The 24423-nt window shown below is 41.3% G+C and carries 23 protein-coding genes; 4 read left to right on the plus strand and 19 right to left on the minus strand.

All coding sequences use genetic code 11. The annotated features are described in order from the left end of the window. Positions 1–169 precede the first annotated feature (169 nt). From SST111_RS03110 to metG, 13 genes are all read right to left on the minus strand, one after another. Positions 170–1072 carry a carbohydrate kinase family protein gene (locus SST111_RS03110; RefSeq protein WP_099809992.1) on the minus strand — a complete coding sequence of 301 codons (903 nt, stop codon included), beginning with the start codon at positions 1070–1072 and terminating at the stop codon, positions 170–172. A gap of 122 nt (positions 1073–1194) precedes the next feature. After that, the gene (locus SST111_RS03115) at positions 1195–1647 is read right to left on the minus strand and encodes a cytidine deaminase family protein (protein ID WP_099809993.1); all 453 of its coding nucleotides are present in this window, start codon (positions 1645–1647) and stop codon (positions 1195–1197) included. Positions 1648–1721: 74 nt separating this feature from the next. Continuing rightward, entirely contained in the window at positions 1722–4340 is a 2619-nt protein-coding gene (gene alaS / locus SST111_RS03120) for an alanine--tRNA ligase (protein ID WP_099809994.1), read from the minus strand. Positions 4341–4742: 402 nt separating this feature from the next. Continuing rightward, positions 4743–5222, minus strand: a complete 480-nt coding sequence (locus tag SST111_RS03125) for an LURP-one-related/scramblase family protein (RefSeq protein WP_099809995.1) — start codon at positions 5220–5222, stop codon at positions 4743–4745. 361 nt (positions 5223–5583) lie between these two features. Beyond that, positions 5584–6561, minus strand: a complete 978-nt coding sequence (prsA, locus tag SST111_RS03130; RefSeq protein WP_099809996.1) for a peptidylprolyl isomerase PrsA — start codon at positions 6559–6561, stop codon at positions 5584–5586. A 59-nt stretch (positions 6562–6620) separates the two neighbouring features. Next, complete coding sequence (locus SST111_RS03135) at positions 6621–7340, minus strand: O-methyltransferase (protein WP_099810010.1); 720 nt, start codon at positions 7338–7340, stop codon at positions 6621–6623. Between the two features lie 141 nt (positions 7341–7481). Then, positions 7482–8612 carry an ISAs1 family transposase gene (locus SST111_RS03140; RefSeq protein WP_099809997.1) on the minus strand — a complete coding sequence of 377 codons (1131 nt, stop codon included), beginning with the start codon at positions 8610–8612 and terminating at the stop codon, positions 7482–7484. A gap of 124 nt (positions 8613–8736) precedes the next feature. Beyond that, positions 8737–9285 (minus strand): DUF6630 family protein, encoded by a 549-nt coding sequence (locus SST111_RS03145; protein WP_099809998.1) that lies wholly within the window; start codon positions 9283–9285, stop codon positions 8737–8739. A gap of 10 nt (positions 9286–9295) precedes the next feature. Next, positions 9296–9739: a hypothetical protein gene (locus SST111_RS03150; protein ID WP_099809999.1), complete on the minus strand. Its 444-nt coding sequence runs from the start codon at positions 9737–9739 to the stop codon at positions 9296–9298. Position 9740: 1 nt separating this feature from the next. Then, positions 9741–11543, minus strand: coding sequence for an oligoendopeptidase F (pepF, locus tag SST111_RS03155; RefSeq protein WP_099810000.1), 1803 nt, complete (start codon positions 11541–11543; stop codon positions 9741–9743). 72 nt (positions 11544–11615) lie between these two features. Then, positions 11616–12242, minus strand: a complete 627-nt coding sequence (locus SST111_RS03160; protein WP_099810001.1) for a hypothetical protein — start codon at positions 12240–12242, stop codon at positions 11616–11618. A 44-nt stretch (positions 12243–12286) separates the two neighbouring features. Then, positions 12287–13228, minus strand: coding sequence for a competence protein CoiA (locus tag SST111_RS03165; protein WP_099810002.1), 942 nt, complete (start codon positions 13226–13228; stop codon positions 12287–12289). A 63-nt stretch (positions 13229–13291) separates the two neighbouring features. Beyond that, positions 13292–15295, minus strand: a complete 2004-nt coding sequence (gene metG, locus SST111_RS03170; RefSeq protein WP_099810003.1) for a methionine--tRNA ligase — start codon at positions 15293–15295, stop codon at positions 13292–13294. Between the two features lie 214 nt (positions 15296–15509). Here metG and SST111_RS12360 point away from each other — a divergent pair, with 214 nt between their 5' ends. The 3 genes from SST111_RS12360 to SST111_RS03180 all read left to right on the plus strand — a co-directional run bounded on the left by SST111_RS12360 (position 15510) and on the right by SST111_RS03180 (position 16774). Then, positions 15510–15758 (plus strand): DUF1361 domain-containing protein, encoded by a 249-nt coding sequence (locus SST111_RS12360; protein ID WP_257211361.1) that lies wholly within the window; start codon positions 15510–15512, stop codon positions 15756–15758. Continuing rightward, positions 15742–16047, plus strand: a complete 306-nt coding sequence (locus SST111_RS12365) for a DUF1361 domain-containing protein (RefSeq protein WP_257211362.1) — start codon at positions 15742–15744, stop codon at positions 16045–16047. The genes SST111_RS12360 and SST111_RS12365 overlap by 17 nt, the downstream gene beginning before the upstream one ends. Before the next feature lie 133 nt (positions 16048–16180). Further along, positions 16181–16774 (plus strand): DUF1361 domain-containing protein, encoded by a 594-nt coding sequence (locus SST111_RS03180; protein WP_099810004.1) that lies wholly within the window; start codon positions 16181–16183, stop codon positions 16772–16774. A 38-nt stretch (positions 16775–16812) separates the two neighbouring features. Here the strand turns inward: SST111_RS03180 and SST111_RS03185 are convergent, their stop codons facing one another. After that, positions 16813–17562 carry a hypothetical protein gene (locus SST111_RS03185; protein WP_099810005.1) on the minus strand — a complete coding sequence of 250 codons (750 nt, stop codon included), beginning with the start codon at positions 17560–17562 and terminating at the stop codon, positions 16813–16815. 108 nt (positions 17563–17670) lie between these two features. Between SST111_RS03185 and SST111_RS12155 the strand changes: the two genes are divergently transcribed. After that, complete coding sequence (locus tag SST111_RS12155; RefSeq protein ID WP_154095404.1) at positions 17671–17823, plus strand: hypothetical protein; 153 nt, start codon at positions 17671–17673, stop codon at positions 17821–17823. Positions 17824–17897: 74 nt separating this feature from the next. Here SST111_RS12155 and SST111_RS03190 read toward each other — a convergent pair whose 3' ends face one another. Genes SST111_RS03190 through SST111_RS03210 form a run of 5 tightly spaced genes read right to left on the minus strand, consistent with a single transcriptional unit; the run spans position 17898 to position 24372 of the window. Beyond that, positions 17898–18776, minus strand: a complete 879-nt coding sequence (locus tag SST111_RS03190; protein ID WP_099810006.1) for a GIY-YIG nuclease family protein — start codon at positions 18774–18776, stop codon at positions 17898–17900. Then, a complete protein-coding gene (locus tag SST111_RS03195) occupies positions 18766–19056 on the minus strand; it encodes a hypothetical protein (protein ID WP_044759239.1) in 291 nt (96 codons plus the stop codon). The genes SST111_RS03190 and SST111_RS03195 overlap by 11 nt, the downstream gene beginning before the upstream one ends. Beyond that, on the minus strand, positions 19053–20975 hold the full coding sequence (locus tag SST111_RS03200; RefSeq protein ID WP_099810007.1) for a DEAD/DEAH box helicase: 1923 nt from the start codon (positions 20973–20975) through the stop codon (positions 19053–19055). Before SST111_RS03200 ends, SST111_RS03195 begins: the two co-directional genes overlap by 4 nt. 2 nt (positions 20976–20977) lie before the next feature. Next, a complete protein-coding gene (locus SST111_RS03205) occupies positions 20978–21694 on the minus strand; it encodes a hypothetical protein (protein ID WP_099810008.1) in 717 nt (238 codons plus the stop codon). Then, the gene (locus SST111_RS03210; protein WP_099810009.1) at positions 21682–24372 is read right to left on the minus strand and encodes a class I SAM-dependent DNA methyltransferase; all 2691 of its coding nucleotides are present in this window, start codon (positions 24370–24372) and stop codon (positions 21682–21684) included. Before SST111_RS03210 ends, SST111_RS03205 begins: the two co-directional genes overlap by 13 nt. Positions 24373–24423: the final 51 nt, after the last annotated feature.

Here is a 24423-nt window from a genome sequence, read left to right on the forward strand (position 1 = left end):
GATGTTGTGCAGTTTTCTCAAAGTAACTTCTGGAAGGACGGGAACTAGAACTTACTTTGAGAATTTACCTTTTTGTCAAAAAGTTTATGAACATTGTCAAAATGTAGTGAATATTGGTCAGAAAAAAAGACCTTTTGAGGTCTTTACTATATTTTGGGGAAGTATTTTATTACAGACTGTTCAACTGACTCCTCAACTCTTCATACATGTGACTTGGTAAATGAACACCCTGTGTGGCGACAACTTGACTAGCAACTCGATTTGCGAATGAAAGAGAATCAATAACCGATTTTTCCGTGGCTAAAGCTGCCATCATTGCCCCCACATGACTATCACCTGCACCGACAGTATCTACAATTTCTGTGGGTACACTCGGTGCCTCGTTCCAAACTCCGTCAAAAGCAACGGCTCCATCTGAACCTCTTGTCACAATAAGCAGTTGCTTGGTTTTTCCATATAATACACGAATCGCTGTTTTAATATCTGTTTCTTGAGAAAGGCTCAATGCCTCTTGCTCATTTAAATGTAAAATAGGAGATAACTCTAACAGCTCTGCCATTCGTTTTTCAGGAATGAGATTTCCTCGTGGTCCAGGAGCGAAGACGACTGGCCTACCGCATGTTTTCAACCAGTCAACTAAGGCTTGTCCCGTATCTTCTTCTACTTCTAAACCACAAATATAAACATAATCATACTGAGATAGATCATAGCCGTCTAACCAAGCGGGATCAAACGAATATTCCACACCGTGATCTGACAGAAATGTCCGTTCTCCATCTGATTCCACAAAACAGTAACAACAACCATTTGCTCCATCTAAAGAAATCAGCGTTTGAATGCCCAGTTTATAGAGATTATCTTTCACAAATGTACCATATATTCCTGTACCAACCGGTGAAATAAAATCATAATCCACTCCGAGATGGTGGAGAATATTGACTACATTGAAGGCACAACCTCCAAGAGACATGACTTGTTTTTTTATGTGCGCATCACCCTGTCGGCCAGGTAAAGCGTCTAAATAAATCATTACATCACAAACTGTTGAGCCTATGACCAAACATTTCCCCATAACTTCCTTCCTTTTCAACAAAACATCATTCATCTAAAATAACATTCAATAAATTGTTTAAATGCAGATATTTGTATTATACCAAAAAACTCTTCTACCCAAAGGATAAAAGAGTTCATTTGTTATTCCAAGTGATCCACACCAGCCTGCATTCTTTCTTCACCCCACCAGTAAGGCATGAGTTCACCTAATGTGATGGTTTCTCGTTTGTCAAAATCAAGCATGATTTCTGTCTGTGCATTATCAGCTGACAGTTGCATCAAAAATTCACGACAAGCTCCACAAGGCATTCCTGAACCTTCTCCAAAGGGAGCTTGATCTCGAAAAGCAATAATGCGTTTTATCGCTGTTTGACCACTATCCTGAAACATATTAAAGGCAGCAGCTCTCTCTGCACAAAGATGAAATACACCTGCTGTTGCCTCAAAGCAATAACCGGTGTAAATTTGTCCATCTTCTGCCTCAATTGCAGCAACAACATGGTTTGAATAAATAAAAGGTGAAACATAATGTGGCGCATAGTGGACTTTTGCCCGATCATACAACTCTTGCCAAATATCTTTGATGTGTTCCATACATACTCCTCATTTTAGAATAGAAAGATATCCCCTTGCTAGTTGCTTTAACAAAGGGATATACACTGACTATATTATAAGTTTTCAGCAACGCTGTTCAAGAGGGTTTGGATAGCAGAAGCATCGCTACCACCTGCCATGGCCATGTCTGGCTTACCACCACCACGACCTGCTACGATTGGCGCAAGGACTTTGATGAGGTTACCTGCATGAACATCGCTTGACTTGCTTGCCACAAGGACATTGACCTTGTCGCCGATGGCCGCAACCAACACCAAGACATCAGAGTAGTCTTTCTGCTTCCAGTTGTCAGCGAAGGTACGGAGGGCACCTGCATCTGAAACTTGGACTTGGCTAGCAATGTAGCGAATGCCGTTAGCATCCTTGACCTCTTTGAAGACATCACCAGCAGCAGCTGCCGCTGCTTTTTCTTTCAGAGCTGCATTTTCTTTTTGCAGGTCACGGACTTGTTGTGCAAGACTTTCAACCTTGTTTGGCACTTCCTTGATCTGTGGTGACTTGATGGTTACCGCTACTTCTTTAAGGGCATCTTCTTGGTCACGGTAGGCAAGGAAGGCTTCACGGCCTGTTACCGCAACGATACGGCGAGTACCTGAACCGATACCTTCTTCTTTCAAAATCTTGAAGATACCGATTTCAGCGGTGTTGCTTACATGGGTACCACCACAGAGCTCGACAGAATAGTCACCGATAGTAACAACGCGGACTTCTTTACCGTATTTTTCACCGAAGAGGGCCATAGCACCCATTTCCTTAGCTGTGTCAATATCGGTTTCAACCGTCACAACTGGAATGGCATTCCAAATTTGCTCATTGACTTCTTCTTCAATACGACGAAGTTCTTCCGCAGTAACTGTCTCAAAATGCGTAAAGTCAAAGCGGAGGAAGTCTTGCTCGTTCAAGGAACCAGCCTGTGTTGCATGCTCGCCGATAATATTGTGAAGAGCTGCATGGAGCAAGTGAGTTGCTGTGTGGTTCTTCTCAACACCCTTACGGCGTTTTGTTTCGATTTCAAGTGTGTAGGTTTGACCAACTGAAATGCTTGCGGACAGTTCAACTGTGTGCAATGGTTGACCATTTGGTGCTTTCTGCACATCGATGACAGTCGCAACAATGTCTCCAGCAGCATTTTTCACAAAACCATGGTCTGCAACCTGACCACCCATTTCTGCATAGAATGGTGTTTGGTCAAAGACAAGGAGGGCTTGACCTTCTGAGACTGCTTCTGTACGCGCATTATCAGCCACAATGACAGATAAGCTTGCTTCAAGAGCTGTTTGGCCGTAAACAAAGGTCGACTCTTCTGTGATAGCAGCCAGGGTTTCATTTTGCATACCCATTGAACCACCTTTGACAACTGAGGCACGTGCACGGTCTTGTTGCTCTTTCATAGCCGCTTCAAAGCCAGCAATGTCAAGGGTCATACCACGATGCTCAGCCAATTCTTCTGTCAATTCTACTTGGAAACCATAGGTATCATAGAGTTTGAAAATGTCACGACCATCAATCTCAGACTTACCTTCTGCTGCCAATTTATCCATCAATTGCTCAGCAAATTGTGAACCTGTATGGATAGTACGAGCAAATGACTCTTCTTCACTCTTAACAATCTTCTCAATGAAGGCACGTTTTTCAAGCACTTCTGGATAGTAGCTTTCCATGATATTGCCAACTGTCTCCACCAATTTGTACAAGAATGGCTCTGTAATGCCTAAACGTTGGCCATGCATAGAAGCACGACGGAGAAGACGGCGAAGGACATAACCACGGCCCTCATTTCCTGGAAGGGCACCGTCACCAATAGCAAAAGAAAGGGCACGGATATGGTCTGCAATAACCTTGAAGCTCATGTTGTCGCCATCTTGGTCATAGGTCTTACCAGAAATCTTTTCTACTTCACGAATGATTGGCAAGAAGAGATCCGTTTCAAAGTTGGTCTTAGCCCCTTGGAAAATAGCTGCCAAACGCTCCAAACCTGCGCCCGTATCGATGTTTTTGTTTGGCAATTCCTTGTACTCAGAACGCGGAACAGCTGGGTCTGCGTTGAACTGGGACAATACGATATTCCAAATCTCGATGTAACGGTCATTTTCAATATCTTCTTCCAAGAGACGGATACCAATGTTTTCAGGGTCAAAGTCAGTACCACGGTCGAAGAAAATTTCCGTATCTGGACCAGAAGGACCTGCACCGATTTCCCAGAAGTTATCTTCAAGCGGAATCAAGTGGCTTGGCTCAACACCAAGAGCAATCCAACGATTATATGAATCCACATCATCTGGATAGTAAGTCATGTAGAGCTTGTCTTTTGGAAAAGCAAACCATTCAGGGCTTGTCAAGAGCTCAAAGCCCCACTCAATCGCTTCATCACGGAAATAATCACCAATAGAGAAGTTACCAAGCATTTCAAACATGGTGTGGTGGCGAGCTGTCTTACCAACGTTTTCAATATCGTTGGTACGGATGGATTTTTGGGCATTTGTAATCCGTGGGTTATCTGGAATGACAGAGCCATCGAAGTATTTTTTTAGAGTTGCCACACCAGAGTTGATCCATAAAAGAGTTGGATCGTTTACTGGGACAAGATTTGCTGAAGGCTCAACAGAGTGACCCTTTGATTTCCAGAAATCCAACCACATTTGACGAATTTGAGCAGAAGATAAATTTTTCATAAACTAAGATACCAAGCCCGATTAGAAGGCGACTGAAAAATAGGAAACTGACAGGAAATCTTGATTTCCTAGGCAGTTTATCTTTTTTCCGAGCCTTCCGGGCGGGTTCAATTTAACGAAACAGTTAAATTAAACATTTCCTTTCATATTTGATAATTTAGGGGAAAGTCCGTAGACCGAGTTCAACTAAGATACTAAGGGCGTTAAGCGGACACCGTCAAAATAGGAAACCTGACTAAGACGCTTGCGTCTAGGAAGGGGTTCTCTTTTTGACAAAGTCCGTAGCCCGAGTTCATTTCAGAATAAACTCGATGCCCTTTCCTTTCGTTTTTATTAGGCTGGTTCAATTTAGCAAGCTAGCCAACTAAACCATTTTTTAAAAATTTTATGTTAAGGTTAAGTCTATGCATCTTCCATCATTTCGATGTAGTCAATTGCGACCACCAAGGAAATGACCAAATCTGCATAGGAGTCCTCCAATACAGTAACGGAGTAATGAGAAGTTAAATGAAAGAGTTCTTTGGAGATTTCAGCTACGAGCATACCATCTGGTCTTTTCAAGCGAAAATCCAAATCCCAGATATTTCCGTCTAAGATTAAACCTAGATTTTCCACAGTATAACGGTCCTTGAAAAAGGTAAATTCCTTTTGCAAGTAGAAAGAATGACCATCTGCCATATCAATGGTAAACTGGGGCAGGAAGGTCAAAAACTTCTTAGTAATCTGACAAACTTCCCCACCTCTGGAATTGGTCACGATAAATCGTTTTGGAATTTCGAGGAAAGAGCCCTCCACTTGATAAGCAAGATCCCCAAAACTATCACGAATATCAAATTTTTCACCACCAAAGGTAAAGCGCTGTTTCACTTGAAATTGCTTCATGATAACCTCCAAAAAAATAACAAGAAACCAAACGAAGGGCGAAAAACCGCGGTACCACCTTCATTCAATGACTTGTCATTCTCATTTCATAACCTATGCTCACAAGTGAAGCACTCGTATATAAGAGATAGCATTTCGCTAATCAAAGCAGTTTTTAAGGTAATACGACTGTATTTTGAAAAAAACTAACGATGAGTAGCTGAAAAACTAGACTTAGATAGAAGTACTAAACTATGAATACAGGTTCTCATATTCAATTGTTCTATTAAGTAGCAAGATACTTGGCCTAGATGGCTCGCAACAACCGCCAATTTTCTGAACTAAGTAATCAAGTATCTATTCTTAATAAGTAAAACGTCAATTATTGACCTGAAGAACTAGAAGATTCTGTTGTAGAAGAAGAACTTTCCGTTGATGAAGAACTGCTTTCTTCTGTTGTCACATATTGTGAAAGAAGATTTTGGAAAGCACTGTCTTTAACCTTAACGTTTGCTTTTTGGAGCGCTTCTTTCAGCACAGTCGCAACAAATGTTGAATCACTTTGCTTTTGCGCCAAAATAATCTCTTTCAACTTATCTTTATAGTCTTCCCAGTTGGCAGATTTTTCTGACTTCGCTTCTAATTTTACAACATAGTAGCTAGTTGTATAAGTTGTCATATCTACTACTGAAATAACGGATGCCCCTACTTGGCCTGCATCCAAAGCAAAGACCGCGTTTTGAACTTCTGTAGGAACAGTTGTTGAAGTTGAATCGAATTGTACTTCGCCTCCATTGTCTTTTGTAGCAGTATCCGTAGAATTGTCTTTCGCCAATTGAGCAAAATCTGCACCTTCAGCTTGTGCTGCCGCTAAAACTTCATTTGCCTTAGCTTCGTCTGTCAATTTGATGACACGTGCTGTTACTTCTGGGGTATAGGCATCATAAGCTACCTTGTAGTTCTCATCAGTCAATTCCTTTTCAGCAGCCTGTTTTACAGCATACTCAACTAATTTATTAGTACGGATTTGTTCTTTGTAAGTTTCTTGAGTCAAGCCAGCTGAAGAAAGAGCTGTTGCAAATGAATCACCATATTGCTCTGCCATTTTGTCATAAGCCTCATCGACTTCTTTTGCAGTCACTTTGTCACCATACTGGTCTTCAAATACATTACTAATAATCATTGACAATAGAACTTGTTGAGCTTGAGAGTTTGTTTTTACCTTCTCATAAAACTCAGACACAGTAATCGTATTGCCTTTCATCGTAATGATATCTTTATCAGCTGCATTGGAACAAGCTGCTAAAGTAACTGTTGCAAGCAAGGTTACTGCACCTGCCATAATTTTTTTTGTTCTCATTAAAAAACTCCTCAAATTTGTTTAACTCTTTTATTATAACACAAAAGCTTAAAAACTTCTTAAATTTCTGTAAGTTTTAAGTCAACATTTTCCCTATTTTTCCTCAACATAAGGAGACCGTCACTCATGGAAACTAGACTAGCAGTCACATCTGGATTATCCAAAGTCGCATCGAATAAACGTTGCAATCCCTTATAAATAGTACGCTGCCCTCTTCTGACATCCTTGATGTCTTTGGCAACATCTCCTCCTTGGAAGATGTCATCCAAAATGATTAGACCGCCTACTTTGACCTTTTTCAAGACTTCTGGTAAAAATACAATATATTTTGATTTAGCAGAATCCATGAAAACAAAATCATATACGTCATCTGGTAAAGTCGGAAGAATGTCCATGGCTTCCCCTTCCAGCAATTCAATCTGCTGGCGCTGATCATATTTGGCAAAGTTTTCCTTTGCAAAGCCAATCATTTCTTCATTTCGATCAATCGTTGTAATCTTCGAATTCGGACTATTTTCAGCCATCAGTAACGCAGAAAAGCCAACAGCAGTTCCAATTTCTAAAATCCGTTTAGGTTGGAGTGTCTGCATCAGCAAGCGGAAATAAGCTACCGTTTCGTGAGGGATAACTGGAATGTTTTCTTGATGAGCAAACTCTTCCAGTTCTTTCAAAAACCCTGTATTTTGCGCCTGACGTGTTCGCATAAAATCCACAATTTCTTCCTTGACAACCGGACGGCGCATATTGTGATTTGCGTTTTTACTATATGATTCGACCATAGAATCCATTATATCATAAGCCGACAAGATTTTCTTCCTCAACACGCTAAAAGGCACGCCATACGCATGAAAAATTTCTTCTCTCCTTTTGTCCGCGGAAATAACTGCTTTAAACTTAGTATCTACCTTTATACAAGCACCTTATCCTCGATGTCCAAATAATTGTGGCAAATAATCCTCCAAATGGACAGAAATATAGCGTTGTTTGCGACGGTAACTCAACTCCTCCTTAGGGAAGATCATCAGTTGCAAGAGATGAAGACAGACCTTACGAATAACGTTCAGATTGAAAGCAGCTCGTTTATCTAATGTTTGGTTCTTATCTTCTCGGTAAACCACATCTAACAACCAATGTAGGCTCTCAACCGACCAATGACCGCGAACAACCTGAGAAAAAGTTTGCACATCACCCTTGAAACTGAGGATAAAGTATCGAACTTCTTCCGTAATGATACCGTCTTTATCAATGGTATTCTTAGCCATACCAATTCCGCGAAGTTTTTTCCATTTCGGATGTCGTTGACTCAACCATTTCACATCGTGAGAAATCCAGTAGTCCCTCACCTCAATCTGACTGCGTGCCTTTTCAATGGTCTGATAATGACAGCCTTTCTCTGTCAACTTAGATAACAATTTGGCATCACTAAAATAGAGGTCAATATCCTCATGGAGATTGCCTTGATTTCCTTTGACTGCCAAGCAATAATCACCCTTACCGCTAATAATCACATCTACGATATCTGTCTGGGTACCCATAGCATCAATCGTAACGACACTCTTACGAAGGTCCAGCTGACGCAAGAGGCGAGGAATGGCTGTGATTTCATTGCTTTTATCCTCAACAGCGACCTGTCCAAGACTAAACCGATTACCTCCATCATATGCAGTAACAATATGAGTGGGAGATTGGTGTTTTCCTCGATTCCCCCGAATCATTTTTCCGTCAACAGCAATCAATTTGGAAAAATCAGTTGCTTCAGAAGAGACTTCAAAGGACAGTTTCAGTTCCTTCAAGAAATCTGGATTGACCATACTCACAACACGTTCCAAAGTGTCATGAGAGGGACAACCAACACTCAAGTCAACGTATTCTCCCAAGACAGATTCGTTCATTTCTATGAAATCTTCCATCTCTTTCCACGTTTCAATCCCTGCCAACTGACAAGCGAAAACTAGAAAGAGAATAGTAGATAAGGGATAGCGGATTTTCCATGCTTGACGGCTATCATACTCTTCTTTGTGCTCCTCTATGGATAAAAGAAAATCAATCATTGTAGTTCACCTCTATTCTAGTGTACTACTTTGATTGATCTTTGGTTATGATTTTCGCTTTCTGAAAACGAAATTTTCTTCATGCGTTTGGCGTGGCTAAAAGGTAGGTTTCCCCACCTTTTCTTTACATATTTTTGGCGTAATCAATTCGATACCCTAAATTTCTAGCTAGTTCTTGAAGTCGAACAAAAGTCGCTTGCTTACTGAAAAAGAGATAGTAACTATCCGTGTCCGTATCTACTGCCCCTAGACAAAAGTTTTCATCAAGATATTTGCTATCAACGACTCTTGCCCATTCTGAAATAGAGGCCGCTGGATTTAATCCATCTGAATCCAATTTGAGAGAAATCCCTGCATTGCGGACTTGATGAAGACGGTCAAAAAAGTAGATAAAATCTTCAAGATTATCCTTATAATCACGCACACAAATATAATTAAAATGCTCTAGTAATTTTATCAAGATTAACCAAAGATTTTCCTTTTCAGACTCCCCAACACGGTCCAAGAAATCATCAAATGAATCTGGTTCTAGGATGCGTTCAATAGAGTCTAGAATCTGATTCGGATCACTTGCAAAAACCACATCCCTAAGTTGAAGAAATAGCTCCCTGTCACCATTTGACATGAGGTCTGCCAGTTCAAAAATGTCCAGTAGTTGTTCTTCCGTTAACATAATCCCTCCATTATGAATTTGAAAAATCCCATCTTATATGCGGTGCTACTTGCTCTACAAAATGGTAAATATCATTAAAATCTGCACCATCAAGCTTATTCAAATTGACGACTGCAAGTAGCGCTCCCTTATTTCCTACGATTCGCAAACGTTTCGACTGATAGCCACGATAGACTGGAGAAACCATGTATCGAATCTCCGCAATCTCTTCTAACGAATGGCGCTGGCGTTCACTCCAAAAGTGTTCTTGAAATTCTAGGTACTGTTTTGTCAAGATAAAAACAGCCTTTTGTTTTCTCAATATATATAAATAAACCAGCAAAGGTTGTAAAAATATCAAATAGACGACACTTCCCATAGATGGCTCAGGTCTGGTAAAACCACCAAGACCCAGCAAGATTAAAACAAGGCTAATCACACTGGGAATGACAATCGAACGTTTATAGGAAATCATATTAGAGGTGCACACCTTTCTCAACGAGAGCTTCTAATTCTTCCAAACGAGCTTCAAATACCTTGAAGGCATCATTGAGGTAATCTTCCTTGGTCATGTCTACACCTGCTTTGGCAATGACATTGAGGGAATAATCTGAGCTACCTGCTTTGAGGTAGTTGAGATAGTTTTCTTTGTCTTCTGGACTGCCGTTGACAATCTTGTTTGCTAGAGCTGATGCTGCCGCGAAACCTGTCGCATATTGATAGACATAGAAATTGTAATAGAAGTGTGGAATACGAGCCCACTCAAACTGGATTTCTGGATTTTCTTCGGCAGAAAGTCCGTAGTATTTCTCGTTTGTCTGACCGTACAATTCATTGAGGAAATCAGCCGTCAAGACTTGACCTTCCTGGTCTGCCTTGTAAATAGCTTGTTCAAACTCGGCAAATTGTGTCTGGCGGAAGACTGTACCACGGAAACCATCTAGGTAATGGTTAAGAATCGCAAAACGTTCCTTATCATCTTCTACTTCTGCCAAGAGTTTTTCTGTCAAAAGATTTTCATTGGTTGTTGAAGCAATTTCTGCCAAGAAGAGGGAATAATGACCATAGACATAGGGTTGAGTCTTACGAGTCAACATAGAGTGAAGAGAATGTCCTGTTTCATGGATAAGGGTGTACATATTATCCAAATTATCCTGCCAATTGAGAAGCATGAAAGCGTTGGTATCGTAGGCACCTCCTGAATATGCTCCTGAGCGTTTTCCTTCATTAACATGGACATCAATCCAGCGGTTTTCGAAGGCTTCTTTTACGATAGCAGAGTAATCTTCGCCAAAGATTTTCAAGGTTTCTTGGCATTTTTTTAGAGCATCTTCGTATGAAATCTTGGTACTGAAATCTGACAATGGAGTGTACATATCGTACATCTTCAAATCATCAATACCCAAGAGTTTCTTACGCAAATTGATATAACGGTGCAAGAGCGGAAGGTGCTTGTTGACTGCCGCCACTAATGTATCGTAAACGGATTCTGGAATGAAATTAGCTGCAAGTGATGCGTGACGAGCTGAGTCGTACTTCCGTAAACGAGCTTTCAGGTTATTGACTTTGACATTAGACTGAAGGGTCTTAGCGTATGTATGCTGGAACTGCTCGTAGGTACCGTACATAGCTTCATAGGCTTCTTGACGGACTTCACGGTTTTTAGACTCCATAAAGTGGATGTAGTTTCCGTGTGAAAGTGGCACCAAGTGACCGTCTTCATCTGCGATTTCTGGGAAACGCAGACTGGCATTGTCCAAGACTGAGAAGGTTTCAGCAGGTGATTCGAATATCTCGCTGGTCGCCGCAAGGACTTCTTCTACCTCTTGTGACAGGACATGGTCCTTGGCTGCTAGAAGCTTTTCAAATTGGTGGCTGTATTGAACAAGAGTAGGCTCTTCTGCCTTAAAGGCCTCCAACTGCTCTTCAGTAATGGCCATAAATTCAGGCTCATAGAAGGCAAAAGCCTGTGAAAAGGCAGCATACAAACCCATGGCCTTAGCTTGAAATTCCTGATATTTTCCTTCGCGAGTATCTTGGTCGTTCTTCATAGACGCATAGACATAGAGTTTTTCAATGCGGCGCATGAGATCGAGTTGCGTTTCGCTGATTTCCAAAAGGCTCTTAGCTGAGTCTAGCAAGTGACCTGCAAATTCTTTTGTTTTTTCAGTTTCAGCTTGTAAATCAGCAAGTTCTGCTTCCCAGGCTTCATCGGTTGGGAAAATAGTGGTCAAATCCCACTGGTATTTTTCTTCAATTTCGTAACGTTGTTTAGACATAATAAATCCTCCGTAAAAAATATTCTAACATAAAAATGCCCCACTTTCCAACGGAAAGTGAGGGCTTACAAGTTACTCATCAGCAGTAAAGTAGGTCTTGGCATCTGCTACTGCTTCTTTGACAAAACTGTCATAAAAGGCAAGGTTAGGGATGCCATATTGGTTTAACAAGCTATCGACGTAACTACTCCCTTCTGCCTCTTTAACATTTCCTTTTTTCTCTTTACCATCATACTGGTGAGTGAAATTTCCTTGTAAATCAATGAGGAGGGTGCCATCATTTGCAAAAGCGATAGAGTAGCCACTAGCCACAAAATACTGTCCAATCTGTCCCGTAGCCTCACTTGCCTTCTCCTCACTTTCGTATTTGTCAGTCGCTACAGTATAATCACCACTTTCGTCAAAATAGGTCACCTTACAACTACTTGGATAGGAAAGCATATAATATTCATCAGTGAAAAGGTATTCCGTACCATCTTCAAAGACAATGAGTGTTCCTCCGTCATCTCCTACTTCTTTAGATGCTACTTTCTGACTATGTTGGGTTGTAAACTTTTGAGCCTCTTTCTCATTGATTGTTTGCACTTGCTGACTGGAGGCTGTGGTGGTTTGCCCCTCCTCATACCTTACAGCACAGGCCGATAAGCTAAACAATAGTAGCAAAGAAGCACTTACTAAGGTAAAACGACTGAATTTCATACCACGAACCTCCTTGTAAACCTTTTCTTTTATTATATCATTATTTACACAAGTTGTCTATACATTATAGGTGGATACAAGATTTGTTTTCTCTTATCTTTTGCTTTGTCGTAAAACTGATCAAATGCTTGGTAAATCGGTGTCAGGTCTTGTTTGATTTGGGCAAAGCCAATGGCAGAGCGGGGCAGACGGATTTGGGGATAGAAGTCATCCAAGGACTGACTGAGCAAGTTTTTCCCTTGCTGGTAGGCCTCCGCCTGCAAGCTCATCCACTTGGGTACTCGGTAATAGAGTTGCTTGGCAACATAGTCCAGCAAATCCTGATCAACCGAACAAGTAAAATAGGACAAGGCTTGCTTAGCAAAGGGAAGCCGTAAAATATCTAGTAAATTCCCTTGACCAAAGGGAAAGGCCTTGGTCAGACAGTGGACCTTACCTCGTAAGTCTTCATGAATAAGGTAACGAAGACGCAATTCTTTTTTCTCGTCATCCAATTCCCAGAGATGAAAACCCATATTCATACTAAAATACAGAAATTGTTTGTGGAGATTGGTCAGCCGTTCTCCAAGCCAGAGATCCTTTCCCAGAAGCCACAGAACAGCTATACCTGCTTGTTGGTAGGCCATAGTCCGTTCCTGCAAGCGTGAAATAGACAGGCTAGAACACTGGACTTCCAGGGCAAGTTGCTGATTGACCAAGAGATCTGCCACCTGCTTGATTGCAGGAAGATAGGCCTCTAACTCTACTTCTTCCTGACCCTGTAACCACTTATACAGACTGGACTTGAGGGACAGGTGCTGGGCGGACTCATTCTCGGAAAAATAGTGGCAGTCCCGCAGGGTGACATGGGCAAAATGCGAACGCAGAACTTTACCGGATTTGTATCGGACCAGTCCTCCACAACCTGGACAGCAAAAGCAACCTTGCGGCGCAGAATTTTCCAAAACATTAAAAACTTGCCCATCTTCATCAAGTGCAACTAACATAGAACCTCCTTTCTTTATTAGTTCGCAAAAAAACACCCAGATTCACTGAGTGTTTGTCCTTTTTTACCCAATCTGACTGCCGTTTGGCACAGATGGATCTACTGTCAAAAGTGTTAAATTGTCACCATGTTCGGCTGAGAGGATCATGCCCTGGCTGAGCAAGCTCATCATCTTACGTGGCTTGAGGTTGGCAACGATTTGGACTTTCTTGCCGACCAACTCTTGCTCATTTGGATAGTACTTGGCGATACCAGACAAGATTTGGCGGTCTTGTCCGTCACCTGCGTCCAGGCGGAATTGGAGCAACTTGTCAGAACCCTCTACTTTGGCTACTTCTTTGACTTCAGCCACGCGGATTTCCACCTTGTCGAAGTCCTCGAACTTGATCGCAGCTTTTTCGTTTTTGAGTTCTACGTCAGCTGGGTTCCACTCTTTTTCTTCCTCTTGGGAAATAGCAGAGCTACCACCCATTTGGGCTTGGATATAGGCGATTTCCTCTTCCATATCCAGACGTGGGAAGATAGGCGTGCCTTTTGCAACCACAGTCAAACCTGCTGGAAGACCTGCAAAGTCAAGATTTTCAAGGTCAAATTCTGTTCCCAAACCAAGTTGTTCCATAATAGCATTAGACGTCGTCATCATAAATGGTTGAATGAGGTGCGCCACCACACGAAGACCTGCTGTCAAGTGAGCCATGACCGCTGCCAACTTGTCACGGTCAGCTTCTTCTTTTGCCAAGACCCACGGAGCTGTTTCATCGATGTACTTGTTGGTACGGGAGATGATAGTCCAGACCGCTTCCAGAGCGCGTGGATAGTCAACAGCTTCCATATACTTGTGGTAGCTTGCTAAGTTTTCAGCCACTACTGCCGCCAAGTCCGCATCAAAATCTGTCACGTTGGCAACAAAAGTCGGTACCTGACCACCGAAATACTTGTTAATCATAGCAACCGTTCGGTTGAGCAAGTTTCCAAGGTCGTTGGCCAGTTCGTAGTTGATACGACCAACATAATCTTCTGGTGTGAAGGTTCCGTCAGAGCCAACTGGCAGACTACGCATGAGGTAGTAACGAAGTGGATCCAAGCCGAAACGCTCAACCAACATTTCTGGATAGACCACATTGCCCTTAGACTTAGACATCTTGCCGTCTTTCATGACAAACCAGCCATGAGCGACCAAGCGGTCTGGCAGCTTCATATCCAACATCATGAGCATGATTGGCCAGTAAATGGAGTGGAAGCGAAGAATGTCCTTGCCAACCATGTGGTAAACTGTTCCATTCCAGAACTTGTCGTAGTTGGCTGTTTCTTCCTGACCATAGCCCAAGGCAGTTGCGTAGTTGAGCAGGGCATCAATCCAGACATAGACAACGTGTTTTGGATTGGACGGTACAGGCACACCCCAAGTAAATGATGTCCGAGATACTGCCAAATCTTCCAAGCCTGGCTCGATGAAGTTTTTCATGATTTCATTGAGACGACCGTCCGGCTGGATAAAGTCTGGGTGAGCATTGAAGAACTCAACCAATTTATCTTGATACTTGCTGAGGCGGAGGAAATAGGACTCTTCTGAAACCCAGGCAACCTCGTGGCCGCTCGGAGCGATACCACCTGTTACCTTGCCGTTTTCATCTCGGAAGACCTCTGCTAATTGGCTCTCGGTGAAGAATTCCTCATCCGATACGGAATACCAACCAGAATACTCTCCCAAGTATATGTCGTCCTGCGCCAGCAATTTTTCAAAAACAGCCGCCACCACTTCCTCGTGGTAAGCGTCGGTCGTGCGGATGAACTTGTCGTACGAGATGTCTAGTAAGTTCCAGAGCTCCTTAACGCCAACCGCCATGCCGTCAACGTAGGCCTGAGGTGTCAGACCTGCTTCTTTAGCCTTCTCCTCAATCTTCTGGCCGTGCTCATCAAGCCCTGTCAGATAGAAAACCTCATGCCCCATAAGGCGTTTATAACGAGCCAAGACATCGCAGGCAATGGTCGTGTAGGCTGAACCGATGTGAAGTTTTCCAGACGGGTAATAAATCGGTGTGGTGATATAAAACGGTGTTTTTGTCATGCTTTTTTTCCTTTCAAATTCAGAGCAAATGAAACCCTGTTATTGACAACATCCTATTTTATCATATTTTCAGCTAAATCACAAAGCGACTTCCAATCCACAATCCATCTCACATTTGGTGTACTAGAAGGAGTTGTGAAAAAGAATGGGGTTGTCTATGTTCTCACCTAAAAATCTCTTAATACATTTATTTTTTATTGCTATTTGCGTCGGAATGCTTCTGAACGATGTTCAAAATACTGAACTCATATGGAATATGTTTTGGGCTTTGATTGCCCTTGACTTCGCCAACCTTGTTCGTCAGAACAGTCACTTTGCAAGCAAGTTACTTATTCCCCCTTTCTGGCTCTTCTTCTATCCAAATACCTTTTATGTACTGACCGAATTAGTCAATATTCAGTTTGCCAATGCTGCCTTATGGGAGTCTAGTAGCCTACTCCTTTTTCATGCTCTACATCCCTAGCATTCTATTTGGAATTATGGGCGGTGTGGAAAGTTTAGAGGCAATTTTTAAGGGATACAATATTAACGTTTACGGTCTACGCCTTTTAATCATCGGTAGTCTAGCTCTTTTCTCTAGCTATGCCATTTACATCGGACGCTATGCCAATATTCGGTCATGGGATATTTTTATCCGACCTGTGACAGTCTTTACTAGCATGCTCTCTGCAGTATCTTGGGAAACCTTCCCCTTTATTCTCGGATTTACCCTCCTACAAATTATGGTGCTGGTTTTTGCAGCGGATGAATAAACTCTAAAGAAACAGGTTGCTGTTTCTTTTTTTAATCCAAGCTTAAACAAGTCCTAACAGTTCGATATCAAATACCTATTTTCCATGAGAATGTGATATACTAGCATTTATATTTCATTGAAAGAGGTTTGCCATGTTTACAAAGAAAAATATTTTTATCCATCTCTTTTTCCTTATCATCGCTGCCGGTCTAAAGCGTTATGGTGTCACAGCACCTGACTTGACTTGGAATATGTTCTTGGCTTTGATAGCACTTGATTTTGCTATCCTCACCAACCACACAAAATCTAATATCCTCAAAATCATTGCTGGCCTTCTCTGGCTCTTTTTCTACCCCAATACCTTTTACATGGTGACGGACATCGTCCATATGCATTTCGCCAACACAGTCCTCTGGCAACGGGAAAGCATGATTCTTTTCATGCTCTATGTCCCAAGTATTTTCTTTGGGGTCATGACTGGCGTGGAGAGCCTGCGACTGATTTTCTCTGCCTTTTCTATCAAGTCCTACTGGTTCAGGTTGTTTCTGATTGGCGGCCTTTCCCTGCTATCCAGCTTTGCCATTCACATCGGACGCTATGCACGGCTCAATTCATGGGACATCTTTACTAGACCAAGCCTGGTTGTCAGTGAAATGATCGAAGTCGTTTCCTGGGCTGCCCTGCCCTTCATCCTGGGCTTTACCTTTATACAAATCATGGTCCTGGTCTTTTCCATAGACGAATAACAAAACCGGCAACAGCCTTGTACTGTTACCGGTTTTTCTTATCCAAAATGGAGTTGTTCAAATAGATTTCGCAAGCCGGCAATGATTTCCCGATGAAAATCCAAATAATAGGTTTTCTGGTCAGAATCTGGCAGTTTTTCAATATCTGCTAAAATGTCCTGATAGCGTCGTAGAAGGTTCTTACCAGCCACTTTATCTATCTCATCCATTTCACCGATACCTGCTGCTATGTCATCTAAGCTGTCATATTTTGCGATTATTCCCTCGGTCCACTCCCGCTTGTCCTTGTTAAGAGTGACAATCTTTTCTGTCAGCCATTCTTCATACCTTTCCTCTTCTGTCAAAGACTGGCTATTAGCGGCGGTCTTAGTCACTCGGTCGGATTTACTAGAACGAAGGTAATTTCGATAAAACCAGACGGCAAAAAGAATGACTAGAATGATATTGACTGGAAAAACAAAGCTAAGGGTGAACAGTACGGTCAGCCACAAGATCAACTTGAAATCTCTTGCCGCTTTCTCTGCATGTCTGTTCTTCTCCTCCCACTCGTCCAATATAGCCTGGGCTTGTGCAGTATAGGTTTCCACCAATTTTGCCAGTCGTACCTTTTTCTCTGGGTCGTCTTCCAGTTCCATTGCCAGATAGGCTTGGTTCATGCGGGCCTTGACCGCCTCATAGGTCTGGACAGTCGCCAAATATTCCGTACTGCTATTCATCTGATTCAGCAAGCGGTCCGTCTGCCCTTTGATAAAAGACCGATCTCTTGATGTTATTTTACGGTAAGGCATAGCAACCCCTTCCTGTATATCTGAAATATACTACCATTTTACGATAGGTCACATTCTTTTGCAATGTTTCAATATCATTATTTCTTTCTGCCAAACAATAGGTTTAAAATGACAAAACCACCTGCCAATGCGACAATGATTACAGGTGAGGCCCAGAGCAAAATCAAAAACCAAATAACAAGTTTGTCCATCTGTCCGTCCTTCTACTTCCTACGAAAAAATGTAAAAGCTATCGCTATGGCGATAATGCCCACCAGATAACAAATCGCAAATGTAAAAAATAGAAATGCACCCATATATTTCTCCCCTGATTTACTTGTTTAGCTGATAATCTGTCATAGATTTAGTAGCTTAAAAAGCTCATTTATTTTTTGTTCAATTTGTTCTAATTCTACCACAAACCATTCAGTAACGGAAACTTTTTTTCCGATTGGGGAAATAGTCTCCAGTTGGACGCGCTTGTCGCTAAAAGCGTCGTGTAAATATTTTTCTAACTTGTTAGCAGAAACATTCTGGATCTCATAACTGGCTACCAGATGGACTGGAGCATACAGGTATGTCGCTTCGTTTTGGCTATTTGAAAGCCTTTTTTTGATGTCTGTCGCTACTCCAATCTTGTAGAGATTGTCCAATTCTAAAAATCGATTATCTGCTCCAGCATATTTGACAACATAAATGTAGCCTGTTGTGTGATATTGGGTGGTTTCTTCTCCTAGCATAGAAATAGTATCTAAGGATTCAGTTACCAATCTGCCCGAACGCTTTTTATCGTACAAGGAAGAAATCAAACTCAAGAGCCAAACATGGTTTTCCGTTCCATTTTCATATACAATATGCACCTTGTACTTACGATTTGTTGACTGGCCAACTTCCACATTTGTCTGAGGGTCATAAATTTTGACAACATACAGCATAATGCCATTATCAACATAGAAATTCCCTTGTTTAATTGGATTTTTCTGACTAATACGGTTTCCTTGACTGGTTTCTTCGATAGATTTAATCTGAAGTTTTCCACTAGCAATATCAGCATGAACCTGTGTAAATAATTTCTGATAGGTGTCAAAGCCAGTTTGAACACGTTGACGACTACTAGATTTACTCCTAGCTCTAACTGTTCCCTGATAGCGTTTAGTGCTAAATAAGGTCCTATCTGTTTCGAAATTTTCAAACAAGGCCTCATCATTTAAAATATCATCTAAGTCATCTATCATGTCTATCTCCTAACAAATCCAGTTCATCATAGGCGCTAACTTGAGCTCTTCTCCCCTCATCTGCACGAATAGCCTTCAGTCTACTGAATAATTGTCGTTCTTTGATTTGAGTACTTCTTTGGGGCTCTCGACCATGTTCCTTAACCCATTGACAGATTTCCATAAATTTCTCTATTTCTGGGTGTAATCTTTCAACTTTGACAACACGAATCCCAGCAACCAAGCTTTCAAAGGCTTCATCCGCAAAAATATCTTCTAAGGTTGCAAAATTTTCTATCATTGATTATCCCTTTCACGACGGAGTTCGTCAAGTTTAGCTAAGGCAAAGTAAAGTCGTTCTTCCTCTAAATCTGAGGAATTTCGTCTTGGTGAACAACCATGCTCAGCCTGAAAAGCCTTAATCTGTGGATAAAGCATGCGCAACTCGTCAGTTGTAAAATCTACTTTTTTGGCATCAAATACCCGTGCAATCAGGCTCAAGGTTCTACTATCCACATCTCTAGACAATACCTCATAAGCACTTTGAAATGGATTGACACTATCAATCAAATCTATACTTAAGTCGTCAATATTGATAAATTTATCCGCCATTTTTAAAAGCTTATTATTTTCGCTGTCTTTTTTAGCATTGGATAAGGTCAAATCAGCGACTAAATGCTGACGAACCTCTTCAACCTCTGTCTGTGTCAGGTCTGGATAACGAGTCGCAATCACTCTTGGAATCAACTGTTTGGTAATGAGCTTGCTCTCAGCTCCTGCAGAAATAGCTGCCTGTACCACATCATCTTGCAAGACAGAGGCCTTTAAGTCAGTTATATCTTGCTCAATGATTTTTTGGGTACGTTCCGTTGATGGCTTGGCTAGACCCTTGATAAATATCTCAGCTCCGTTAGCTTTCTGGCTGTCATTTTCCTTTCGCTTAAACTTGAAAGATGGAGAGAGGACATTTTCCATCAACAAGCTAGCAGTAATAGCTTTCATGATGTTATTTACAGAGAATTGGACTTCCTCATCTTCGGCATCTGGTTCTGCAATTAGATTGGTAAATTGAGCTCTGGTCTTGTTTGAGCTGTCCCTTGTGACCCGTCCGATAATCTGGACAATCTCTGTCAGCGAAGAACGGTAGCCGATAGTCAGAGCATATTCTGCAAATGGCCAGTCGAAACCTTCCTTAGCCATCCCAAGAGCGATAATCATGTCTAGCTCATCTTCGCTGTCCATTTTCGCCAGATAATTGCTGACTAAATCACGACCGTCCTCAGTCACCAAGTCCGCAATCTTCAAGATCTTACCTGTCTTAGAACGCAGATGAATAATCCCATACTCATCTTTATGCAGGTAGTCCCCTAGACAATCTAAAATCTCATCGACTTCACCATACTTATCCTTTGAAGACTCCCCTGAATTAACATTTGGAATATGAATAATGGTTTTCTTGTCGATAAACTCAGGCAATAAGTCTGGAAAGGCATCCGTGTAGCGACCACGGTAAAACTTGTAGTTCATGACAAAGGATTTAAGGTATTGATAGCCCTCCAACTGTTCATAGTAGGTATAGGTCACGCGCTCAAAACGTGCCTCATCCGCTGGGTCCAAGATGGGCACACTATCTCCACGGAAATAGGAGCCTGTCATGGCAAAGACATGGGCTGTTGATTTTTGCAAGACTTCCCGCAGGGCATTACCCAAGACAGAATTATCATCCTGGGAGACATGATGAAATTCATCAATAGCAAGCAAACAACCATCAAAATCACTGGCATCTAGTTGCTCAGAAGCAAAGCGAAGTGTGGCATGGGTTGCAATCAGGACATCATCCGATTCATCTGTAGACTTGATGAAGTTGATAAATTTTTCTACCTTGCTTTTGGCGGTACCTGATGTGGTCAGGTTGTTTTCCTCTTTGACGATCCAATCCCAGTAATAGCCAAAGTCCGAAAGCTTGGTCGAACGAAATGACTTACCGATGGACTTTTCTGGTACGGCTATGATCGCCTTTTTCAAGCCCTGCCGTTTCAGCTTATCCAAGGCAACAAACATCAATGCCCTAGACTTGCCTGAGGCTGGCGGGGCCTTGACCAAGAGGTAGGGGCTGTTTCTCTTTTCATAGACACGCGCCTGCATCTCACGCATGCCCAATTCATTGGTATTGACGCTGGTTTTCTTCTGACCATAGGTCACTTCAAAAAGCTGGCTCATGATTACTCCTTTATATTTGTTCTTGCTAAATATTTGAGAATAGAGTAGGTTTGGTCAAGTACAAAAATAACTTCATTTACTGATAATTCTGTCGGGACATCATGCTTAATGTGTTCATTTTGGACTCTAGAATACTTCGCAATACTGTCCCAAACCATATTCTCAATCTCATTTGGTACGTTTCTTTCGCCTAACCAACGTCCTAAATCTGCCCTTTGTTTTTCCAGAGACTTGTTGTTGCCTAATAAAAATTTCAAAAACAACTCCACACATAATCTTGCATTATCAAGACTCTCTCGGTATTGAAAGGACTGGTAGTGACTTTGGGATTTTTTCCATAGCTCCAAACATTCTGGAAAATCAGATAACAAACGTTCTATTTCTGTAGTCTGTTTCCGTTCTTCTACTGTTAAAGTCACAGCACCATAGGAATCAGCCAAGCGATATAAAGATTTTTGTACCACCTCTAGCTGTTTTAATCGTTCATCTTGTTCAGCTAAATAAGCAATTAAACCTGCTTGTTCAACACCATCAAAGCAGGAAAAGAGTCTCCGACAATAATCGGATTTACTTTCGAAATTCTTCTTCTGCAACAAGTCCTTTTCCAAATCGTATTTTATACAATAGTCTGAAAAATGACGCTTGATTTGCTGAGCGGTGAATACATCTCCAATCGCATAACTCAAAGATAGTAAAATATCATTGCTTAGTCTTGGCATTCCGTCATCTCCTTATATAACTTTATGAGATGATTTGTACGCTCTTCATCACTTGTAAATGGTGTTGACTTATAGGCTCTTTCAACAATTTCATCAATTTTAAGATGTGCTTCCTTCAATCGAGCATTCATCGGTTTATTAGCTCCACCGTACAGTTGGGCCAAGGTTCCACCTTCTTCCTCTCGGACATCAAACATTTCCAGAACTGCTTCCTCTAGCATTGCTTTACGCCTTTCTGATAATTCAGGTATTGGAAACGTATTATAAACTAAATCTGCGGAATACCTAAATCGGCTATCTAATTTGCCACCAACTTCTCTTAACCAGCACAGATGCATTTTTGAGCCAAGAACCCCAACTAGCCAAATAGGAGCATCAAATAACACACAATTTGAGTTTGTTGTGATAATGCCTGCTTCAAGATAATCTACCGGTAAATATTCCCTGCTTTCAGATGAAGTTACAGGTAGAACGAGTGCTGGTAGTTCTTTATGCTTTATTTGACCAAATCTCCATGGGGTTTCGGCAACAGATTTTGCACTAACTCCCTTTGTCATTGTCCTAACCTGACGAACTGCCTCAATTCTTGAAGCAATCTCAGGTATACTTTTAGCTTCATCAACTTGATGATCCTCAATCCAGATAGCGTAGGAAAAAGTACCATTCATCAAATCCGTAGCATTGATTATTTTTTTCAAAAATTTATCCGCATTTGGATATTCCAATAACATTTTATGCCGTTCATCAATCGATAAGAAAAGATTATCTTTTCCTAGTTCAGCACTCCCCTTCGTCATTGTATTAGGTAATTTACTAAGTGTCTGTCTTCTTTTCTGAATTCTATAATCTTCACCCGTTCTTAAATACGCATTAATCTTCGGAACTTCAATTAATGAACCATTTTCATACAAATATTTCGGAGAAGAGGTTGGATTTTGTAGTCCTACAATAGCAACTGTAACCCCTGCATTTCCTTTTGCACTATTTGACCATTTAAATGATGGATAGGCAAAACGAATTTCTAGATTAGCTAAAATGTGGGTAGAAAAGAAAGCTACCTGCTCTCCTTGAAAAATGGAGTTGGTTGTTACAAATGATAAACTAGCATTTTTTCCCTCAATAAATCGACTCCCCTTTACAAACCATCCAAGTATATAATCAATTTTCTTAGCAATTATTGGAGAAATACTGTTCCGAAGGTCTTCTTTTTGTTCTAAACTTTGTCCTTTTTTTCCTACTGCCCCAATATAAGGAGGATTTCCTATCAGGTAGATTTCATCAGTCGGTGTGTGAGGGACAACTTTATCCCAGTCAAGTCTCAGGGCATTTCCTTGAGTGATGTTTCCAGCATCACGCAGAGGGAGAAAGGCTTGTTTTATTGAGATTTCTTTTTCCGTTTCCACATTCATTTGGTGCTCAGCTATCCAGAGGGAAAGGCGGGCTACTTCGTGAGCAAAGTCATCTAGCTCAATGCCATAAAATTGATGAAGAGAGATTTTTGATTCCTCAAAGAAGTTAATGCTGTGGTCATTTCTTAGATGACGGAGAGTTTTCAAAATCTGAATTTCCAAACGACGAAGCTCTTTATAGGTGATAATAAGGAAATTCCCTGATCCACAGGCCGGGTCAAAGAATTTTATCTTGGATAGGCGTTCGTGAAGTGTGGACACTTCTTTCTCGTAAGCCGCCCTATTCTCTCGCCTGGTTCTCTCGGTTATGTCCTTGTCTTCGTTCTCATTGATTTTATCTACGATAGCCTGAAAATTGGCTGTCAGTTCATCAAGAAAGAGCGGTTTAATAACTTTCATAATGTTTTCAACCGAAGTATAGTGCATACCAGAGCTTGAACGGTGTTCACTACTAGCAACCGTCTGAATCATAGCTCCCAAAATATCTGGATTGATTTCATTCCAGTTGAGGAGCTCGCCTGCTTCCAAGATTAATTTTCTTGTTTTCTTATCAAAAACTAGATTGGTTGATGCATCTGTAAAAAGTTTTCCATTGACATATGGAAATTCCTGTAACCAGCTTTCTTGGCTAATACGATTAGCAATATCTAAGCTAGCAAATATCTGATTAAAAAGAGTATTCAAATCACTGCCATCTTCTCGCGAGCGAGTTTTAATGGCATTGGTAAAAATACCTTTTTTCATGATTTCTGTATCTTCAGCAAATAACAGAAAGAGAAGTCGAATCAGAAACAGGTTAAACTCTTTTTCCTCTTGACTTCGGTCATCAAAATGATTGATTTTCTTTAATTCATCATACAAACGTGTGAATCGTTCCGCAGCTTTTATATCCGCAGGATTTTCCTTGGCATAGTCTACCTTCTCGACGCCATTCCACGCCAAAAAGAAGTCAGCATAGGTTGGTAAGTCCCTAAAAGGAATCTGCAAGGTATCACTTGTCTTGGTGTCCTTGGCTGCAAAGTCCACAAAGTTGGTCACAATGATGAAACGGGGTTGTGACTTCTTATCTTTTATCGCTTCTTCAATCTCAGCAACACCTGCCACAACCGACTTATCAGTAGGAACCGTCTTGTAATACAATTTGTTCTTGATTTCACCACTTTGTTCTTTACGTATACGGGTGATAGTCGCTTTTGGAATATCATAAAAAGACAAGAATTCATAGATAAAAGAAGCTGGGTCAGAACCCAATGTCATTAAGTTAAGCATTTAAAACTATTCCCGTCCGAGCAATTGATGACCAAACGGGAATAGTTTTTG

Origin of the sequence: Streptococcus suis YS161, from assembly GCF_002760245.1 — a bacterium.
Taxonomy (GTDB): domain Bacteria; phylum Bacillota; class Bacilli; order Lactobacillales; family Streptococcaceae; genus Streptococcus; species Streptococcus suis_I.

Bases quoted from the DNA above. Each gene is read 5' to 3' on its own strand.
- SST111_RS03110 (WP_099809992.1), bottom strand. From the start codon at position 1,072: ATGGGGAAATGTTTGGTCATAGGCTCAACAGTTTGTGATGTAATGATT.
- SST111_RS03115 (WP_099809993.1), bottom strand. From the start codon at position 1,647: ATGGAACACATCAAAGATATTTGGCAAGAGTTGTATGATCGGGCAAAA.
- alaS (WP_099809994.1), bottom strand. From the start codon at position 4,340: ATGAAAAATTTATCTTCTGCTCAAATTCGTCAAATGTGGTTGGATTTC.
- SST111_RS03125 (WP_099809995.1), bottom strand. From the start codon at position 5,222: ATGAAGCAATTTCAAGTGAAACAGCGCTTTACCTTTGGTGGTGAAAAA.
- prsA (WP_099809996.1), bottom strand. From the start codon at position 6,561: ATGAGAACAAAAAAAATTATGGCAGGTGCAGTAACCTTGCTTGCAACA.
- SST111_RS03135 (WP_099810010.1), bottom strand. From the start codon at position 7,340: ATGGTCGAATCATATAGTAAAAACGCAAATCACAATATGCGCCGTCCG.
- SST111_RS03140 (WP_099809997.1), bottom strand. From the start codon at position 8,612: ATGATTGATTTTCTTTTATCCATAGAGGAGCACAAAGAAGAGTATGAT.
- SST111_RS03145 (WP_099809998.1), bottom strand. From the start codon at position 9,285: ATGTTAACGGAAGAACAACTACTGGACATTTTTGAACTGGCAGACCTC.
- SST111_RS03150 (WP_099809999.1), bottom strand. From the start codon at position 9,739: ATGATTTCCTATAAACGTTCGATTGTCATTCCCAGTGTGATTAGCCTT.
- pepF (WP_099810000.1), bottom strand. From the start codon at position 11,543: ATGTCTAAACAACGTTACGAAATTGAAGAAAAATACCAGTGGGATTTG.
- SST111_RS03160 (WP_099810001.1), bottom strand. From the start codon at position 12,242: ATGAAATTCAGTCGTTTTACCTTAGTAAGTGCTTCTTTGCTACTATTG.
- SST111_RS03165 (WP_099810002.1), bottom strand. From the start codon at position 13,228: ATGTTAGTTGCACTTGATGAAGATGGGCAAGTTTTTAATGTTTTGGAA.
- metG (WP_099810003.1), bottom strand. From the start codon at position 15,295: ATGACAAAAACACCGTTTTATATCACCACACCGATTTATTACCCGTCT.
- SST111_RS12360 (WP_257211361.1), top strand. From the start codon at position 15,510: ATGCTTCTGAACGATGTTCAAAATACTGAACTCATATGGAATATGTTT.
- SST111_RS12365 (WP_257211362.1), top strand. From the start codon at position 15,742: ATGCTCTACATCCCTAGCATTCTATTTGGAATTATGGGCGGTGTGGAA.
- SST111_RS03180 (WP_099810004.1), top strand. From the start codon at position 16,181: ATGTTTACAAAGAAAAATATTTTTATCCATCTCTTTTTCCTTATCATC.
- SST111_RS03185 (WP_099810005.1), bottom strand. From the start codon at position 17,562: ATGCCTTACCGTAAAATAACATCAAGAGATCGGTCTTTTATCAAAGGG.
- SST111_RS12155 (WP_154095404.1), top strand. From the start codon at position 17,671: ATGACAAAACCACCTGCCAATGCGACAATGATTACAGGTGAGGCCCAG.
- SST111_RS03190 (WP_099810006.1), bottom strand. From the start codon at position 18,776: ATGATAGATGACTTAGATGATATTTTAAATGATGAGGCCTTGTTTGAA.
- SST111_RS03195 (WP_044759239.1), bottom strand. From the start codon at position 19,056: ATGATAGAAAATTTTGCAACCTTAGAAGATATTTTTGCGGATGAAGCC.
- SST111_RS03200 (WP_099810007.1), bottom strand. From the start codon at position 20,975: ATGAGCCAGCTTTTTGAAGTGACCTATGGTCAGAAGAAAACCAGCGTC.
- SST111_RS03205 (WP_099810008.1), bottom strand. From the start codon at position 21,694: ATGCCAAGACTAAGCAATGATATTTTACTATCTTTGAGTTATGCGATT.
- SST111_RS03210 (WP_099810009.1), bottom strand. From the start codon at position 24,372: ATGCTTAACTTAATGACATTGGGTTCTGACCCAGCTTCTTTTATCTAT.